The sequence below is a fragment of the Flavobacterium magnesitis genome (assembly GCF_041729735.1).
GTDB lineage: Bacteria > Bacteroidota > Bacteroidia > Flavobacteriales > Flavobacteriaceae > Flavobacterium > Flavobacterium magnesitis.
The window spans coordinates 77,605-94,264 of record NZ_JBCFQK010000006.1; the positions used below are offsets into that span (position 1 = coordinate 77,605).

Sequence of the window (16,660 nt, forward strand, 5' to 3'; positions counted from 1 at the left end):
GATTATTTATCCAATTCATCTTCTTTTTCAGAAGATTCTTTTTTCGAATTTTGAGCAACAAATTTCTCAAATAACTGAATCGTCTTTGTATTGATTTCTTCGTAAGACAAACGCTCTTTGGTTTGATAAAAAAACATAAAGGCATAAGGTTTGTCTAAATTATCTAAAAGAATATGCTTGTTGAGTCGATACGTTTCCCGAAGAATACGCTTGAAACGATTTCGATCTACTGCTTTTTTAAAATTCTTTTTAGAAACCGAAACCCCCATTTTAATTTTTTCGTTTTCAGCTAGATAACCCGAATGATAGACCAATCGCAACGGATATTTTGAAACCGATTTGCCTTCAGAGAACAACAATCCAATGCTGATTTTACTTTTTAGTTTTTCGTTTTTTGGATAATTAAAGCTCATTTTTATGGGGAAAGAAATTTTTTTAGAGCACAAAGGTACACTTTAACACTAAACCTATTATTATTTAGGAATTAAATAGCACTAAAAAATTATTTCATACTTTTGCATCTAATTTTTTAAGAATGCAAAAACTTATTTCGTATCCCATATCCGTAATTTATTATTTGTGTTTTGGACTTACGTTAGTAATTTTCCATCCTATTCAGTGGGTTTGTTTGAATGTTTTTGGTTATCAGGCGCACAAAAAAAGTGTTGACTATTTGAACTTTTTTTTGTTAAAATGCACTAACTTAGTAGGAACAACTTATAAATTTGAAAATAGAGACAGTATTCCTCAAGGAGTTCCGTTAATATTTGTAGCTAATCATCAAAGTATGTATGATATTGTGGCTATGATTTGGTATTTGCGTCGATCTCATTGTAAATTCGTAAGTAAGAAAGAGTTAGGTAAAGGAATTCCTAGTGTTTCTTATAATTTAAGACATGGTGGTGGCGCTTTAATTGATAGAAAAGACCCAAAACAAGCCATTCCTGAAATTAAAAAATTATCTGAATACATCGAAAGGAACAAACGTTCGGCGGTGATTTTTCCAGAAGGAACCCGCAGTAAAACGGGTAAACCAAAAGAATTTGCTCCAACAGGATTAAAAATATTATGTAAAAGTGCACCGTCGGCTTACATCATTCCAGTAAGCATCAACAATTCTTGGAAAATGGTAAAATTTGGTTTTTTTCCAGTAGGTTTAGGAAATCATCTTACCTTTGTAATTCACAAACCTTTAAAAGTGAGTGAATATAATTTTCCTGAATTAATGGAGAAGACAGAAAGTGCAGTAGTAAAAGGAATAAAATTTTAATATATAATATAATGTCTATAAAAAACATTCGATTAGAAGTTATGCAGTTTTTGGAAAAAAACGTGACTGGCTATATGGATCAGTATCTGATTCCGGTAGAGCAAATATGGCAGCCATCTGATTTTTTACCAAATTCTGAAGGAGATAATTTCTTAGAAGAAGTAAAAGAATTACGCGAAATCTCAAAGGATTTACCTTATGATTTTTGGGTAGCAATGGTGGGTGATATGATTACCGAAGAAGCGCTTCCAACTTATGAAAACTGGTTAATGGAAGTGGAAGGAGTTGATAATGAAGAAAGAAACGGATGGTCGGCTTGGGTACGCCAATGGACAGGAGAAGAAAATCGTCATGGTGATTTGTTGAACAAATACTTGTACTTATCGGGTCGCGTAAACATGCGTGAAATTGAAATGACAACGCAACACCTTATCAATGACGGATTCGACATTGGTACGGGTAGAGATCCTTATAAAAACTTTGTTTACACCAGTTTCCAAGAGTTAGCAACCTATGTTTCACACAATAGAGTTTCGCAATTAGCTAAAGGCTATGGTGATAAAAAACTATCTAAAATGTGTAAAATGATTGCTGGAGACGAAATGCGTCATCATCATGCTTACAGCCATTTTGTTAGCGAAATTTTCAAAGTTGATCCTAGCGAAATGATGCTTGCTTTTCAATACATGATGAAAGCAAAAATTGTAATGCCAGCGCATTTCCTGAGAGAATCAGGACAAAAAATAAGTTCTGCCTTCGAATTATTTTCTGATTCAGCACAACGTATTGGTGTTTACACGGCACAAGATTATGTTGAAATCATGCAAAAATTAATCGAAAAATGGGAAATTGATAAGATTGTAGGCTTAACTGATGAAGCCGAAAAAGCCCGTGATTATCTAATGAAATTACCTGCCAGAATGGCAAGAATTTCGGAAAGAATCGTGATTCCTAAAGAATCTCATATTTTTAAATGGGTAGAACCGGCGAGATTGTAAATCTCAGAATGCAGATTTCAGAATGCAGATTTTAGATTTTTTGAAATTGCCATTTCCATTAATAATTTATACTGCTGATTTTTGAAGCTAAAACTTTAAAAATCAGCTTTTTTTATACCCTATTTTAAACATGAATACTACAGATTTAATAAACAATACGATCCTTTTTGTAAAGCAAAAATTAGAAAATGCCGAAGGCGGACACGACTGGTTTCATATTGAAAGAGTGTACAAAAATGCTTTATTGATTGCTAAAGAAGAAAATTGCCATTTGGAAATAGTACAACTCGGTGCTTTACTTCATGATATTGCCGACAGTAAATTCCACGATGGCGATGAATCAGTAGGTCCTAAAGTGGCCAGAAGGTTTCTGGAATCTCAAGATGTTAGCGAAGATACCATCGATGCTGTTATCAACATCATTGAAAATATTTCTTTTAAAGGAGGTAATTTCGAAAAGAAAATCAATTCGATAGAACTAGACATTGTTCAGGATGCGGATCGTTTAGACGCCCTTGGAGCGATTGGAATTGCTCGAACGTTCAATTATGGTGGATTTAAAAATAGGACGCTCTACGACCCTGAAATTGCGCCAAACCTCAACATGAGCAAAGAGGAATACAAAAATAGTCAGGCGCCAACAATTAATCATTTTTATGAAAAGTTATTGTTGCTGAAAGATAAAATGAATACTGAAACAGGAAAACAAATTGCCCAACAAAGACATCATTTTATGGAATCTTTTCTGGCGCAATTTTATGCCGAATGGGAAGGGGAGAAATAGAATTTTAGATCGCAGATTAACGATTTTAGATTTCAGAAGTTTAAAAGCTCACAAAATCAAAATCGCTATTTTATCAACATGAAATCTGAAATCAACAATCGTTGATCAAAAATCAGCAATCAAATTCCTTTTTCTTTCATTTCCAGAATCACATCAGAAGCGCTTTTAAAAGTTGGGACTTGTTCTGTAATGCTTCCTACTCTTTTTTTGTTGAGTTTAAAAACAACATCGTTTTCTGTGGTGAATAATAAGGCGCTTAAAAAAGGTTGGTTCATATAAGATGCTAATATTGGATAAGCTTCATCCAAACTATGAAAACTTTCAACTTCTTCGGTTTTATATCTTGCAATTAACGAAAGACTAAAAACATCATTTTCCAGCAAAACTGGACGAACATAGATATTCTTTAATTCGGTATCACCAATGGTTTTTGCCAAGGTTAATTTAGCAAAAGTTTTATCTTCAATACTCTGTTTTACTCTTTCCCAAAAAAGGGCAAATATAGGTTCGTATGACATGTTATTTTTTAAATTTTTAATTTGCTGCTTTCTGCTACTGCGTACTGAATACTCTTTTACTCTCCCGTAAAAACCGCTTTTCTTTTTTCTAAAAAAGCTTTTGTTCCTTCTTTAAAATCTACGGTTCCAAAACACTTCCCAAAAGATTTTATTTCGGTCTCAAAACCATTTTCGCCTTCTTTATAATTGGCATTAACGGCATGAATAGCCATACCAATCGCTGCTGGAGAATTTTTAATGATTTTTTGCGCTATTTCATTACAATGAGATAATAATTCCTCCTGAGAAACTACATGATTCACTAACCCCATTCTGTAGGCTTCATCCGCAGGAATCATTCCTGCCGAAAGAATCATTTCTAAGGCGCGTCCTTTGCCTATTAATTGTGGCAAACGTTGCGTTCCGCCATAACCCGGAATAACACCCAGAGAAACTTCAGGAAGTCCCATTTTAGCATTATCTGATGCCACACGAATATGACAAGCCATGGCTAACTCTAATCCGCCGCCAAGAGCAAATCCGTTAATGGCTGCAATAACTGGGACTCTCAAATTTTCGACAAAATTAAACAAGGTATTTTGACCCTGAGCGGCTAACTGGATTCCTTCTTCAACCGAAAACTCGGCAAATTCAGCGATATCAGCACCAGCAACAAAAGCTTTTTGTCCACTACCCGTTAAAATAATAACTCGAGTATCTTGATTTTTCTCTAATGTTGAAAAAGCGTGATGCAATTCCTGTATGGTAACTTTGTTTAAAGCGTTTAATTTTTCCGGACGATTAATGGTAATAGTTGCAATAGTATCCTCTTTGGAAATCAAAATATTTTTGTAGTTCATGGTATTGATTTAAGAGTTAATAATGGGTAGAGAAACTGTAAAACGAGTTCCTTTTCCGTATTCGGTTTCAAAGCTAATGGTGCCTTTGTAATTTTCGATAATGTTCTTTATAATTCCTAATCCTAATCCCATACCGCTGTTTTTTGTGGTAAATTTAGGTTCGAATATACGATTTATATCTTCTGCTTTAATTCCTATTCCGTTGTCTTCAACAATAATTAATACGTTGTCGTTTTCTTTTTTCACCCAAACAAATACAGTCTTATTTTCCTGTTGTTCCGGAATGGATTGAATGGCATTCTTAACTAAGTTAGTAATAATCCGGATTAATTGGGTACGATCTATTTTCGAAATGATCTCAGGAGCATCACTTTCAAAAACAATATTATTTTCATTAAAAATATCTAAAGCCAATTCGACCACATCTACCACATTTAAGGTTTCATTTTGTTGGGCTGGCATCGAAGCAAAATTTGAAAAAGCCGAAGCAACAGCACTCATCGTATCAATTTGCTGAATTAATGTTTCGGAGTAATCGTGCATTTTTTGCTTGATTTCTGGATCTTCAGGATTGAATCTTCGCTGGAAACTCTGCACCGTTAATCGCATTGGCGTTAATGGATTTTTAATCTCATGCGCCACTTGTTTTGCCATTTCGCGCCAAGCTTCTTCCCTTTCGCTTTGGGCTAATTTAATGGCACTTTTTTCTAATTCATCGACCATTTGGTTGTAACCATTAATCAACAAATTGATTTCTTTACTATTAGCTGAAAGTAAAATCTTTTCATTTTTTTTATTCAATCGGGTTTCGTTTAGCTTATCCGAAATGGTTTTCAATGACTTAGTAATATAGGACGAAAGAAAGTAAGCTAAAGCAAATGCTACAATCAACATAAAAGAATACACCTGTCCTAAACGAATAAGAAAACTATTCAATTCCTTGTCATAAAACCCATCGTCTTCCTGATAAGGTAAATTTAAAACGCCCAACGGCTTGAATTTATCATCCTTGATTTGGGTAAACGACGATCTGTTTTTGATTCCGTTAATAGTCGTTATATCTACATAGCGTTTTTCCACCGAAGAACGAACCAATTTTAGGATGTATTCAGGAATAGGACGCACAATTTTATCTATCGAAAAAGATTCTTTAGACGATTTCAACAATTTTCCATGAAGATCATAAATATTGATTTCGCTATTATGAATATGTGCTAATTCATGAATTTTATCTTTAAAAATTAAATCTAAATTTTCGGTTGTTAGCGGATAAGTTGTAGTAGAAAGCACAAAATTTATATGTTCCTTAATTGCATTTTCCTTGCGTTCTAAGCGTTCCTGATGGTATTCTTTAGCTTCATTTTTAAACTGAATAATCGAAATAGAAGCTAATAAAATCGACGCAACAATTATTACAACGATCATCGAAAGAAAAATTCGAACTCGTAACGAAAGCATCGATAATTTGAAGATTCTAAACATGTTTTAAAGTTATGGGTTATGAGTTATGCGTCATAAACTTACAACTCATAACTCACAACTATTTTTTTTCTCTAATTCTTTTATAAAATTTAAAACCTAACATAATCAAAACCGAGAACAATACAATCCCGATTACACCATAAATCCAGTTTACAGCATTTTTTAAAATCACTAAAAACACTACGGCAAACAAGATAATTGTAGCACCTTCATTCCACAAACGCATGAAATTAGTTGTATATTTTACCTGATCGTTTTGTAATTCTTTGAATATTTTATGGCATTTATAATGGTACAAATACAACACAAAAACAAAGCCAAGTTTAACATGCATCCAAGGCATTTGCAACCAGGCATTCCCTATTTCGGTAAAAAACAACATCCAAAAAGCAAAAATACTAGCTAAAATTGCCGATGGCCAGGTGATAATGTACCACAAGCGATAAGTCATTATTTTATATTGTTTTTGCAAAATCTCTTTTTCGGGCGAAGGTTTATCGGCTGCTTCAATTTGGTAAACAAACAAACGCACAATATAAAAGAGCCCAGCGAACCAAGTGATTACAAAAATAAGATGAAGGGATTTTAAGTAATTATAGTACTCCATTTATAAAGTCTTTTTTCTTTACTCTTTGTTCTATTTTCTATTTCGCCCAATCATTGATCCAATTCCCAACGGTTTGACACCATTCGTCATCGTCATTCAAACACGGAATTGACAAGAATTCTTCACCTCCATTTTCCTCAAAATCTTCTTTAGCACGCATGGCAATTTCTTCTAATGTTTCCAAACAATCTGAAACAAAAGCAGGAGTTACTACAGCTAATTTTTTAATGCCTTTAGCCGGCATATTGTTGATTTCGATATCAGTATAAGGTTCCAGCCATTTGTCACCTGCTAATCTAGATTGAAAAGTCAAACTGTATTTGTCTTTAGGGATACCTAATTTTTCTATTACTAATTTTGTGGTTTCATAACACTGGTGACGGTAGCAAAAATCATGTGCTGGCGAAGGCGTATTGCAACAAGAACCATCTATTTTACAATGAGATTTGGTTACATCCGTTTTACGAATGTGACGCTCCGGAATTCCATGATAAGAAAACAGCAAATGATCGTAATCAAAACCTTCTAAATGTTTTTTCATCGAATCGGCCAAATTCTGAATGTAATCTGGTTTGTTATAAAACGCAGGAACATCCGTAAAGGTCATTTGAGGAAATTTCTTTTTACGAATTTCTTCAGCCTTCACTAAAATAGTCAAAGTCGAAGCCATCGCATATTGCGGATACAACGGAAAAAGTAATACTTCGGTAACGCCTTTGTCGTGCAATTCCTGTAATCCTTTTTCGATGGTCATGGTTCCATAACGCATCGCTAAAGCCACAGGAACGTTTACTAAAGGCTGTACTTTTTTCTGCATTCTTTCAGAAAGAACGACTAACGGCGAACCTTCGTCCCACCAAATTTTTGCGTAAGCGTGTGCTGATTCTTCAGGTCTTTTTCTTAAAATAATACCACGAACTAATAAGGCACGTAACAAGTACGGAACGTCAATTACGTATTTGTCCATCAAAAATTCGTCTAAATACGGTTTTACATCTTTTGGCGTTGGACTTTCTGGCGAACCTAGATTGACTAATAATACTCCTTTCATTTGTAGCTTTTTGTTGTGTGTGTTTGTTTAAGTTTTCGTCAAAAGTAGTACAAGTCACTTTTTAGAAATATGATAAATGTTATTTTTTACTTATATTTTGATATATAAAACCAATTGTGTTTTACATATTAGTATTAATTGACATCAAATATTTTTTTGGAGTAGTTCCAAATTTCTTTTTGAAAGCAGCAATAAAATGACTTCCGGTACTGTACCCTATTTTCAATCCTACTTCGTTTACATTATAAGAACCGCTGTCGAGTAGTTTTCGAGCAAAATCCATTTTGTAATCAAATAAAAAACCATAAACTGTGTCGCCATAAATTTGCTTGAAACCCATTTTGAGTTTTTTCAAATTCAACCCAACTTGATCTGCTAATTCATGTAATCCAGGTGGTTCAGACATATTAGCAATAATAATTTCTTTCGCTTTTTTAATCTTTAATACATTTTCTTCATCTACTAAAAACGGACATTGTTCGGCATTTGGATCTTCATTTCGATTAAAAAACAAACTCAGTAATTCGTATCCTTTTCCTTTGTAATACAAGTTTTTTATCGATGGATTCAGGTTGTAATGAAACATTTGGTTCAAAACAATAGCCATCGACGGACTAATATCACTTTCGTTATAATACTTTTTTTCTTGATTTTCTTTACTCAAAAACGGAATATGCTCTGCGTCATTAGTAAACAATCCATGAAATTTTCTAATGGAAACAAATATAGAAATCAACCAGGTTTTAGGCTCAATTTCTACATTTAGAGGCAATTCTTTTTCAGTATTATAAAACAATAATGCTTTCTCTTCGTTGAGTTTTAAGTTATAATTTCCCTGATTAAAAATATAGTTAGCACTTCCTTTTAAACCAAAATGAAACTGAATTAAACCCAACTTTACAGGACGTTGAAAAGTCAAAACCTCATCAGTATTATTTTGAAAACGAATTAAAATAAAATCATCGTCAATTATTATTTCTTCCTCCATCTTTTTGATTTACTTAATTCAACTTAATTGTGCCGTTTGTAGTTAAACAACGCTTTGGTCTTTCAAAATTAAATCTTTTTGATGGTTTATTGTTACTTCCTTCAAATTTTATAAAATCTTTATTGTTTTAGAATGCTATTTCAACACGGCATTGAGCTGAATATTAATTTTATTAGACACCTTATTTTTAACTACGGAAGGTATCGAAATGTCAAAATCACTAGCATTTACGGTGAAATTTGAAACTAAATTAATGCCCGAACTAGACTGACTTATTTTTGCAGGAACTTTAACAGCAACCGTTTTTCCATGAAGTTCCAGTTTTCCATTAATAATAAAATCCTTAGGCGTTGTAGTTAAATTATTGGCATCAAAATTTTCTATTTTCCCTTTAAAAAGTGCTTTTGGATACCTATCGCTTTCTACATAATTTTCATTAAAATGTTCTTCCATCAACGCTACTTTAAACCTAAATCCTTTCATTAAAGCTAAACTGGCAATTTCAGCTGTTTTAGGATTTAGAACCACGGTAGCATTTTTATTGGTTGCTTTTACTTCTTCAAAAGAAGGCACCGAAGCTTCAAAAACAATCACTGCCGATTTGCTCATGATTTTGTCTTGAGCATTTGCCCAGCTTGACACCAATAAAATTGCTACTACTATACTATTTTTCATCTCTTAATTTTTAAAATAATTATTCTAACAATCCGTCTTGCTGCCATTTTGCCACGATATCAATAGTTGCTTGCGGTAATCTTGGCCCTCCTTGCGGCATTAATAAACTATTCCCATTATTCAATGAAATTCTATTCAATAATCCACGATTTTCAATGGCATTTTTTACTTGAGAATAAGTTACCAAAGACAATGAAGTACCATTTCTAGGTGTTGCTCCATGACAGGAAGTACAATTGTTATCAATAATGGATTTTACATTTTGTCGGTAAGTTATTGTGCCAACATTATCATTGGGTACATCTTCCATCAAAGTATCAGGATTATCATTGGAACAAGCTATCAAAAAGCTAACACATACCAGAAGCGGAAAAAGATTTTTGGGTTTCATAACAAATTGGTTTTTGGGTTAAAATAAAATTGTATCAATCAGATGATTCATTTACGTTGAAATTGACATTCTAGTTTTCAATTAGCAATTCTTTTTACAAACGAAACCAATCTTTCGGTTTTACCGTACATAGCATTAACCACTAAAAAACCAATCTCATGAACAAAAAATTAGGATACGGCATTTTAATTTTGTTGCTAATTGCCTTTGCCATCTATCGCTACACTTATCAAGAGCACAGAGATATTAGTAGCGAAAAAACCTCTTTTGCAATTACGATTCCAGCATTAGAAAAAGAATTTACTGCAAATGATAGTTTGGCTTTCGCCAAATACCAAGACCAAACCATTGAATTAACAGCAAAAATTACCGCAATTGATTTCGAAAACAAAGCAGTTATTCTGGAAAACAAAGTCTTTGCTACGTTCAATGACAGCTTACCGAAAGACCTTATTTCGGGCAAAAAAACCACAATCAAAGGGCGATTTCTAGGCTATGACGAATTACTCGAAGAATTCAAAATGGATCAAAGTTCCATTATTCGCTAAAAAACCACTTAACTAACAAACCTAAATTATATTTTATGAAAAAGCTCATTTTACTCTTAATGTTATTTCCAATAATCTCATTTTCGCAAGAAGATTTATTAAAAGGAATCGATACTATTTCCGGAAAAGAAAAAGTAACTGCTGCCTTTAAAGGCTTAAAAATTGTCAATCTGGAATCGACAAAACTTGCTGCTAAAGGCGATTTGTATTTTATTGTTGCGCATCGATTTGGTTCAGTAAAAGATGGTTTTGAAGGCTTTTTTGGATTAGATAATGCCAATACTCAACTGAAATTTGTTTACGGATTGACCGAATGGTTGACTATTAGCGCTGCCCGAAGCGAATTAGCCTATGATTTTTCTACAAAATATACTTTGCTTAATCAAACAACTGATGGTTTTCCATTAAGCATTGCAGGTTTTTCCAGTTTAGCCATCAATAATACACTAAAAGAAAGTCTCTACCCAAAATTGACTTTCGACAATAGATTTACTTATGTGCAACAAATATTAATTTCCAGAAAATATTCTGAAAAATTATCTCTGGAATTAGCACCAACCTTTTTTCACGAAAATTTTGTGGATAATGTAGAACAAGACAATACGCAATATGCCATTGGAATTGGAGGTCGTTATAAATTGTCAAAACGTTGGTCACTCAATGTAGATTACGCCGCACATTTAAACAGAGCATCAAATTCTATCTATAAAAATCCACTTTCTATAGGTTTTGATTTAGAAACTGGTGGTCACGTTTTCCAAATGCATTTTACCAGTTCTCAAGGCATTCATGAAGCGGGCTACTTAGCACAAACTACGGGAGACTGGACAAAAGGCGATGTATTTTTTGGATTTAATTTGTTGAGAGTTTTTTAAAGAATAAGCCTAATTCTCCACCATTCACGCTTATGTATATTTAAACCAATTCTAAATTAATATTTTTCTCATAAATTTTAAAACCTCACTAAAGAAACCCTCGTAAATAATTTTCAAAACCTAAAAATTATTAACAATGAATAAAACAATCAAAAAAGTACTCTTCATCGTTGGAGGAATTGCACTGCTTTTCATAGCCATTTTGCTGTTTCATATTATAACAGCAAAACCTGCTGTATATGAAAGTCCGAATTTACAAGTAAGTCGAATTGATTTTAAATCGAATATCGATTCGGTGCAAGCCAAACAAATTTGTGCCGACTTAAGAACCATTAAAGGCTTAACAACCGATTCTATTATTGTCAAAAGAAATGTAGTTGTGTATTTCCACAATAATAAAATTACCAATTCAGAAATCGTTTTTAATGAATTGATGAGCAAAAGACCTTATGAAGCCGAACGCTTTATTTTACCAGCTAATATGGCTAACAAAGAAGTTTGTCCAGTAGATCAAAACAGCGTGAGTTATAAATTATCTAAATCAATAAATCAATTTTTTAATTAATCCTTAAATTCAATTATTATGAGAAATTTTTCTAAAATTACACTAAGTGTATTACTAGTTGCATCGGCAGCATTTACTTCTTGCAGTGACGATGATCCAAAACCAGAACCAGTAGAAGAGTCAATTTACACTCGTTTAGGTGGTACAAAAATGGTTCCAGATGATGGTGAAGGAAACGAAGGACAAATGATTGAAGCCGGAAGGTTAGCTTTCCGTAAAGTGGTAAACTCTACTGTAGGACTTATTGTAGCTGATGTTGAAGCGAATGCTTCTGGCAATCTTAGTGCACATTTTGCTCCGCTATTAACAGAAGTTGGCGCTGGAAATACTACAAAAGTAGCTGTTTTAGTAGACAACCTAACTGATTTCTTCTCTTTCAATACAGGAGGAACAAATCCAGTAAATACGTATTCAGGATTGAATATGGTTGATGCTCATGATCCGGCTAAAAATCCTCGTATGGGAACAAAATCTTCTGATGCTGATTACACAAAATTTGTTGGTTATGTAGGTGCTGCGGCAAATACTAATGGTGTTCCATCAAGCTCACAACTTTATAAAGATATTGTTGTTGTTTTACAATCATTAAGAGCACCTATTGTTCAAAAGTAATTCTATCTGAATTAAAAACGCTACCTGAAATGTTAGGTAGCGTTTTTATTTAACAACTAAATATAACATCCCTTTTATTAAAAGTAAAAGTATAGCAAATGAGATACTTAAACTTTTTAAAGATCTCCAATCATAATTTAAAAAAATGCTCAAAAAAGTATTTCGATACACTTTTGAGAGAACTCTAAGCGATATTTTTTAGTAAATAATATTGAAATCAAACAGTAGTCTTATTTAGAACAAATCTACATAAAATGCTAAAAACCACCTGATTTTGCTATATTTTTAAATATAATCGATTTTGTAATTACTATTTTGAATCAATTATTCTCGAAGCGATACAAAAAGAACTTACAGCGTTGTTTTTATAAAATAGTTAATAATAATTTTGTTGAACTTTTTAAGGAAAGTATAATTATGGAAAATTTTAACATGTCCAGAAACAGCACTTTTTATGCTTTAGGTCTAAGTTACAAAAAAGCAGATGCCACCATTAGAGGAAAATTCAGCTTAGACGCCAAGGCACAATCTATTTTATTAATGCAGGCTGAAGCCGAAGGTATCGAATCATTGATAGTGACCTCAACTTGTAACAGAACCGAAATTTATGGTTTTGCTAATCATCCTTACGAATTAATCAAATTACTTTGCGAAAACAGCAACGGATCCGTTCAGGAATTTCAAGAAGTAGCTTATATCTATAAAAACCAAGACGCTATCAACCACATGTTTCGAGTAGGAACAGGATTAGACAGTCAAATTTTAGGTGATTTTGAAATCATCAGCCAAATAAAAAACGCCTTCAACCAAAGTAAATCTTATGGTTTAGTGAACACTTTCATGGAGCGTTTGGTCAACTCGGTGATTCAGGCGAGTAAAAAAATCAAAACAGATACTGAAATTTCTTCGGGTGCAACTTCTGTTTCCTTTGCATCCGTTCAATATATTATCAAAAACGTAGAAGATATTACTAATAAAAATATCTTGCTTTTTGGAACAGGAAAAATTGGCAGAAATACCTGTGAAAATCTGGTAAAACATACCAAACACGAACAAATTACTTTAATTAACAGAACCAAAGACAAAGCCGAAAGGTTAGCTGAAAAACTGGATTTAGTAGTTAAAGATTATTCTGATTTACAATTAGAATTACAAAAAGCCGATGTTTTAGTTGTAGCAACCGGAGCACAAAACCCAACAGTTGACAAAGCCATTTTAAATCTTAAAAAACCTTTGTTGATTTTAGATTTATCAATTCCTAAAAACGTGAATGAAAACGTGATGGAATTAGAAGGTGTTACACTGATTCACATGGATCATTTAGCTCAAATGACCGATGAAACCTTAGAAAACAGAAAAAGACACATTCCTGCTGCCGAAGCTATAATCGAAGAAATAAAAGACGAATTTAGCATTTGGACAAAAGGGCGAAAATTTGCACCTACTATCAACGCTTTAAAAGCCAAACTGAACGATATTAAAAATTCAGAATTGGATTTCCAAAGTAGAAAAATTGCTAATTTCAATGAAGAACAAGCGGAACTTATTAGCAATAGAATCATTCAAAAAATTACTACTCATTTTGCCAATCATCTGAAAGATGAAAACACAATGGTAGATGAAAGCATCGAATGGATTGAAAAAGTGTTTAAAATTGAGGCATTGGTTAGTAAATAATTCTTTAACCACAAATTACACAAATTTTTACAAAATAAACAGGTCATAGTTTGTTTAAAACCTATGGCTAAAAAAACAGAAATGGCAGAAAAAATAATACGTATAGGTACAAGAGATAGCGAACTCGCTTTATGGCAAGCACATACTGTTCAAAAAAAGTTAAACGATTTAGGTTATAAAACCGAGATTGTAGCCGTAAAATCCCAAGGTGACATCATACTTGACAAACCCCTTTACGAATTAGGAATTACTGGAATTTTTACCAAAACATTAGATATTGCCATGATTAACGGCGATGTGGATATTGCAGTACATTCGATGAAAGATGTACCTACTGCCCTACCTATTGGAATTGTCCAGGCTGCTGTTTTAGAAAGAGCCAATACCTTAGATATTTTAGTTCACAAAGGTAATCTTAATTTTCTGGAAGCCAATGGAACTATTGCCACTGGAAGTTTGCGCCGTCAGGCACAATGGCTGAACAAATACCCAAATCATAACGTAGTCGATTTACGCGGAAACGTAAATAGCAGAATGCGAAAATTACAGGAAAGCGACTGGAACGGAGCCGTTTTTGCCGCTGCCGGACTGGAAAGAATTAACTTAAAACCTAGCGATTATATCGATTTGGACTGGATGATTCCAGCGCCAGCTCAAGGTGCGATGCTTGTAGTTGCTATGGGAAATGACAATTATACTCTGGATGCACTTTCGCATCTAAATGATATTGAAACGGAAGTTTGTACTTATATCGAACGCCAGTTTTTAAGAACCTTAGAAGGTGGTTGCACCGCTCCTATTGGTGCTTTGGCAAAATACAATGAAGACGAAGACACCATCCATTTTGATGGCGTTTTATTTTCATTAGACGGAAAAGAAAAAATCGAAATCAACAAAGTAGTTCCTATCGAAGAATGGAAAAAACTAGGATTCTTTTCTGCTAAAGAAATTCTGGAAAATGGTGGAACGAAATTAATGGCGAATATAAAAGCAACTTTGAAAAAATAATTCCGTTTTCTAATCCCAAAACATGAAAATACTTTCTACCAAAATACTTACTGATTCTCAAAAAAAACCACTAATTGATGCTGGTTTTGATTTTATCGAAAATGATTTTATCAATACTCAAATCAAATCTTTTGACTTAAAAAACACAAACGAAAGTTTGATTTTTACGAGTCAAAATTCCGTTGAAAGTATTTTACAACATCCTGAATTAGAAACGCTAAAAACCAAAAAAGTATATTGTGTTGGGATAAAAACCAAAAATTTACTAACCGAAAATGGTTTTGAAGTAATTGCTTATACGGGTTATGCCGCTGATTTAGCCGAGATTATTACGTTGATTTACAAATCAGAAAGCTATACTTTTTTTAGCGGAAACAAACGTAGAGATACTTTGCCTGACGCTTTAAAAGAAGCTGGAGTCACTTTTAACGAAATTGAAGTTTACGAAACCACATTGACTCCTCAAAAAATTAAAGGAACTGTTGATGCTGTCTTGTTTTTTAGCCCTTCTGGAGTGGAAAGTTATTTGGCAGATAATAAATTAAAAAACGAAATTTGCTTTTGCATTGGCGAAACCACTGCATCAGCATTAGAAAATAAAACAAAAAACATCATCGTTGCAGAACAACCTACTATCGAAGATGTAATTGAAGCAATATTAGAAGAATATAAATAAAATTTGCGCCTTAGCGCCTTTGTAGCAAATACGATTATGATAAAGAACGACCTATTTTTAAAAGCACTAAAAGGAGAAACTGTACAACGTCCACCAGTTTGGATGATGCGTCAAGCGGGAAGATATTTACCAGAATTCAGAGCTTTACGTGACAAATACGATTTTTTTACCCGTTGCGAAACTCCGGAATTAGCTGCGGAAATTACCGTTCAGCCTATTCGCAGAATTGCTCCGGATGCTGCCATTTTATTTTCGGATATTCTAGTAGTGCCAAGAGCAATGGGAATTCACGTAGAATTGAAAGACAATTTAGGTCCGATTATTCCAAATCCTATTCGTACCATGGAGCAAGTAAATCAGGTTTACGTTCCGGATGTAAATGAAACTTTAGGATATGTTTTTGATGCGGTAAAATTAACTAAGGAAATGCTGAATGACGAAGTGCCCTTAATTGGTTTCGCTGGTTCTCCATGGACCATTTTCTGTTATGCTGTGGAAGGAAAAGGTTCGAAAAGCTTTGATACGGCCAAAGGATTCTGTTTTTCTAATCCGGTTGCTGCTCATACTTTATTACAAAAAATCACCGATACCACTATTTTATACTTAAAAGAAAAAGTAAAATCAGGAGTAAATGCGGTTCAAATATTTGATTCCTGGGGCGGAATGCTTTCTCCAGTGGATTATCAGGAATTCTCATGGAAATACATCAACCAAATCATAGAAGCACTGGCTGAAGTAACTCCGGTAATTGTTTTTGGAAAAGGATGCTGGTTTGCTTTGAACGAAATGGGGAAAAGTAAGGCTTCAGCTCTTGGTGTAGATTGGACTTGTTCGGCTAGAAATGCGCGTTATTTATCAGGTGGAAACATTACTTTACAAGGTAATTTTGATCCATCTCGTTTGCTTTCGCCAATTCCAACTATCAAGAAAATGGTTCACGAAATGATTGACGAATTTGGAAAAGACAAATATATCGTAAACTTAGGTCACGGAATTTTACCAAACATTCCTGTGGATCACGCCAAAGCGTTTGTTGATGCGGTGAAAGAGTACGGACAATAACTGGACTAAAGTCCAGCTTTACAAAATATATCGA

Annotated in this window: 20 protein-coding genes; 11 read left to right on the forward strand and 9 right to left on the reverse strand. The window is 33.6% G+C overall.

Annotated elements, in window-relative coordinates:
• Positions 1-2 precede the first annotated feature (2 nt).
• Positions 3-413 (reverse strand): ribonuclease P protein component, encoded by a 411-nt coding sequence (gene rnpA / locus AAGV33_RS06125; protein WP_373391078.1) that lies wholly within the window; start codon positions 411-413, stop codon positions 3-5.
• Positions 414-535: 122 nt separating this feature from the next.
• Here rnpA and AAGV33_RS06130 point away from each other — a divergent pair, with 122 nt between their 5' ends.
• The 3 genes from AAGV33_RS06130 (at position 536) to AAGV33_RS06140 (ending at position 3,052) form a co-directional block, all read left to right on the forward strand.
• Positions 536-1,270 carry a lysophospholipid acyltransferase family protein gene (locus AAGV33_RS06130; RefSeq protein WP_373391079.1) on the forward strand — a complete coding sequence of 245 codons (735 nt, stop codon included), beginning with the start codon at positions 536-538 and terminating at the stop codon, positions 1,268-1,270.
• An 11-nt stretch (positions 1,271-1,281) separates the two neighbouring features.
• A complete protein-coding gene (locus AAGV33_RS06135; protein ID WP_373391080.1) occupies positions 1,282-2,268 on the forward strand; it encodes an acyl-ACP desaturase in 987 nt (328 codons plus the stop codon).
• Positions 2,269-2,398: 130 nt separating this feature from the next.
• Complete coding sequence (locus tag AAGV33_RS06140; RefSeq protein WP_373391081.1) at positions 2,399-3,052, forward strand: HD domain-containing protein; 654 nt, start codon at positions 2,399-2,401, stop codon at positions 3,050-3,052.
• 119 nt (positions 3,053-3,171) lie between these two features.
• On the opposite strand, the gene AAGV33_RS06145 is transcribed toward AAGV33_RS06140, so the two are convergent.
• The 8 genes from AAGV33_RS06145 to AAGV33_RS06180 all read right to left on the reverse strand — a co-directional run bounded on the left by AAGV33_RS06145 (position 3,172) and on the right by AAGV33_RS06180 (position 9,603).
• Positions 3,172-3,570, reverse strand: coding sequence for a hypothetical protein (locus tag AAGV33_RS06145; RefSeq protein ID WP_373391082.1), 399 nt, complete (start codon positions 3,568-3,570; stop codon positions 3,172-3,174).
• 56 nt (positions 3,571-3,626) lie between these two features.
• On the reverse strand, positions 3,627-4,409 hold the full coding sequence (locus tag AAGV33_RS06150) for an enoyl-CoA hydratase/isomerase family protein (protein ID WP_373391083.1): 783 nt from the start codon (positions 4,407-4,409) through the stop codon (positions 3,627-3,629).
• Positions 4,410-4,418: 9 nt separating this feature from the next.
• Complete coding sequence (locus AAGV33_RS06155; RefSeq protein ID WP_373391160.1) at positions 4,419-5,834, reverse strand: PAS domain-containing sensor histidine kinase; 1,416 nt, start codon at positions 5,832-5,834, stop codon at positions 4,419-4,421.
• A 115-nt stretch (positions 5,835-5,949) separates the two neighbouring features.
• On the reverse strand, positions 5,950-6,498 hold the full coding sequence (locus tag AAGV33_RS06160) for a CopD family protein (RefSeq protein ID WP_373391084.1): 549 nt from the start codon (positions 6,496-6,498) through the stop codon (positions 5,950-5,952).
• Between the two features lie 37 nt (positions 6,499-6,535).
• Complete coding sequence (gene hemH / locus AAGV33_RS06165; RefSeq protein WP_373391085.1) at positions 6,536-7,549, reverse strand: ferrochelatase; 1,014 nt, start codon at positions 7,547-7,549, stop codon at positions 6,536-6,538.
• A gap of 121 nt (positions 7,550-7,670) precedes the next feature.
• A complete protein-coding gene (locus AAGV33_RS06170) occupies positions 7,671-8,537 on the reverse strand; it encodes a helix-turn-helix transcriptional regulator (protein WP_373391086.1) in 867 nt (288 codons plus the stop codon).
• A 135-nt stretch (positions 8,538-8,672) separates the two neighbouring features.
• Positions 8,673-9,212 (reverse strand): YceI family protein, encoded by a 540-nt coding sequence (locus AAGV33_RS06175; RefSeq protein WP_373391087.1) that lies wholly within the window; start codon positions 9,210-9,212, stop codon positions 8,673-8,675.
• A gap of 19 nt (positions 9,213-9,231) precedes the next feature.
• On the reverse strand, positions 9,232-9,603 hold the full coding sequence (locus AAGV33_RS06180; RefSeq protein WP_373391088.1) for a c-type cytochrome: 372 nt from the start codon (positions 9,601-9,603) through the stop codon (positions 9,232-9,234).
• A gap of 158 nt (positions 9,604-9,761) precedes the next feature.
• Between AAGV33_RS06180 and AAGV33_RS06185 the strand changes: the two genes are divergently transcribed.
• The 8 genes from AAGV33_RS06185 to hemE all read left to right on the forward strand — a co-directional run bounded on the left by AAGV33_RS06185 (position 9,762) and on the right by hemE (position 16,626).
• On the forward strand, positions 9,762-10,151 hold the full coding sequence (locus tag AAGV33_RS06185) for a hypothetical protein (protein ID WP_373391089.1): 390 nt from the start codon (positions 9,762-9,764) through the stop codon (positions 10,149-10,151).
• A 35-nt stretch (positions 10,152-10,186) separates the two neighbouring features.
• Positions 10,187-11,026 carry a DUF5777 family beta-barrel protein gene (locus AAGV33_RS06190; RefSeq protein WP_373391090.1) on the forward strand — a complete coding sequence of 280 codons (840 nt, stop codon included), beginning with the start codon at positions 10,187-10,189 and terminating at the stop codon, positions 11,024-11,026.
• A 136-nt stretch (positions 11,027-11,162) separates the two neighbouring features.
• Positions 11,163-11,591, forward strand: a complete 429-nt coding sequence (locus AAGV33_RS06195) for a hypothetical protein (RefSeq protein WP_373391091.1) — start codon at positions 11,163-11,165, stop codon at positions 11,589-11,591.
• Positions 11,592-11,609: 18 nt separating this feature from the next.
• On the forward strand, positions 11,610-12,203 hold the full coding sequence (locus AAGV33_RS06200; protein WP_373391092.1) for a globin family protein: 594 nt from the start codon (positions 11,610-11,612) through the stop codon (positions 12,201-12,203).
• A 417-nt stretch (positions 12,204-12,620) separates the two neighbouring features.
• On the forward strand, positions 12,621-13,880 hold the full coding sequence (gene hemA / locus AAGV33_RS06205; protein ID WP_373391093.1) for a glutamyl-tRNA reductase: 1,260 nt from the start codon (positions 12,621-12,623) through the stop codon (positions 13,878-13,880).
• 81 nt (positions 13,881-13,961) lie between these two features.
• Complete coding sequence (hemC, locus tag AAGV33_RS06210; protein WP_373391094.1) at positions 13,962-14,888, forward strand: hydroxymethylbilane synthase; 927 nt, start codon at positions 13,962-13,964, stop codon at positions 14,886-14,888.
• Positions 14,889-14,910: 22 nt separating this feature from the next.
• Complete coding sequence (locus tag AAGV33_RS06215) at positions 14,911-15,564, forward strand: uroporphyrinogen-III synthase (RefSeq protein WP_373391095.1); 654 nt, start codon at positions 14,911-14,913, stop codon at positions 15,562-15,564.
• 36 nt (positions 15,565-15,600) lie between these two features.
• Entirely contained in the window at positions 15,601-16,626 is a 1,026-nt protein-coding gene (gene hemE, locus AAGV33_RS06220; protein ID WP_373391096.1) for a uroporphyrinogen decarboxylase, read from the forward strand.
• Positions 16,627-16,660: the final 34 nt, after the last annotated feature.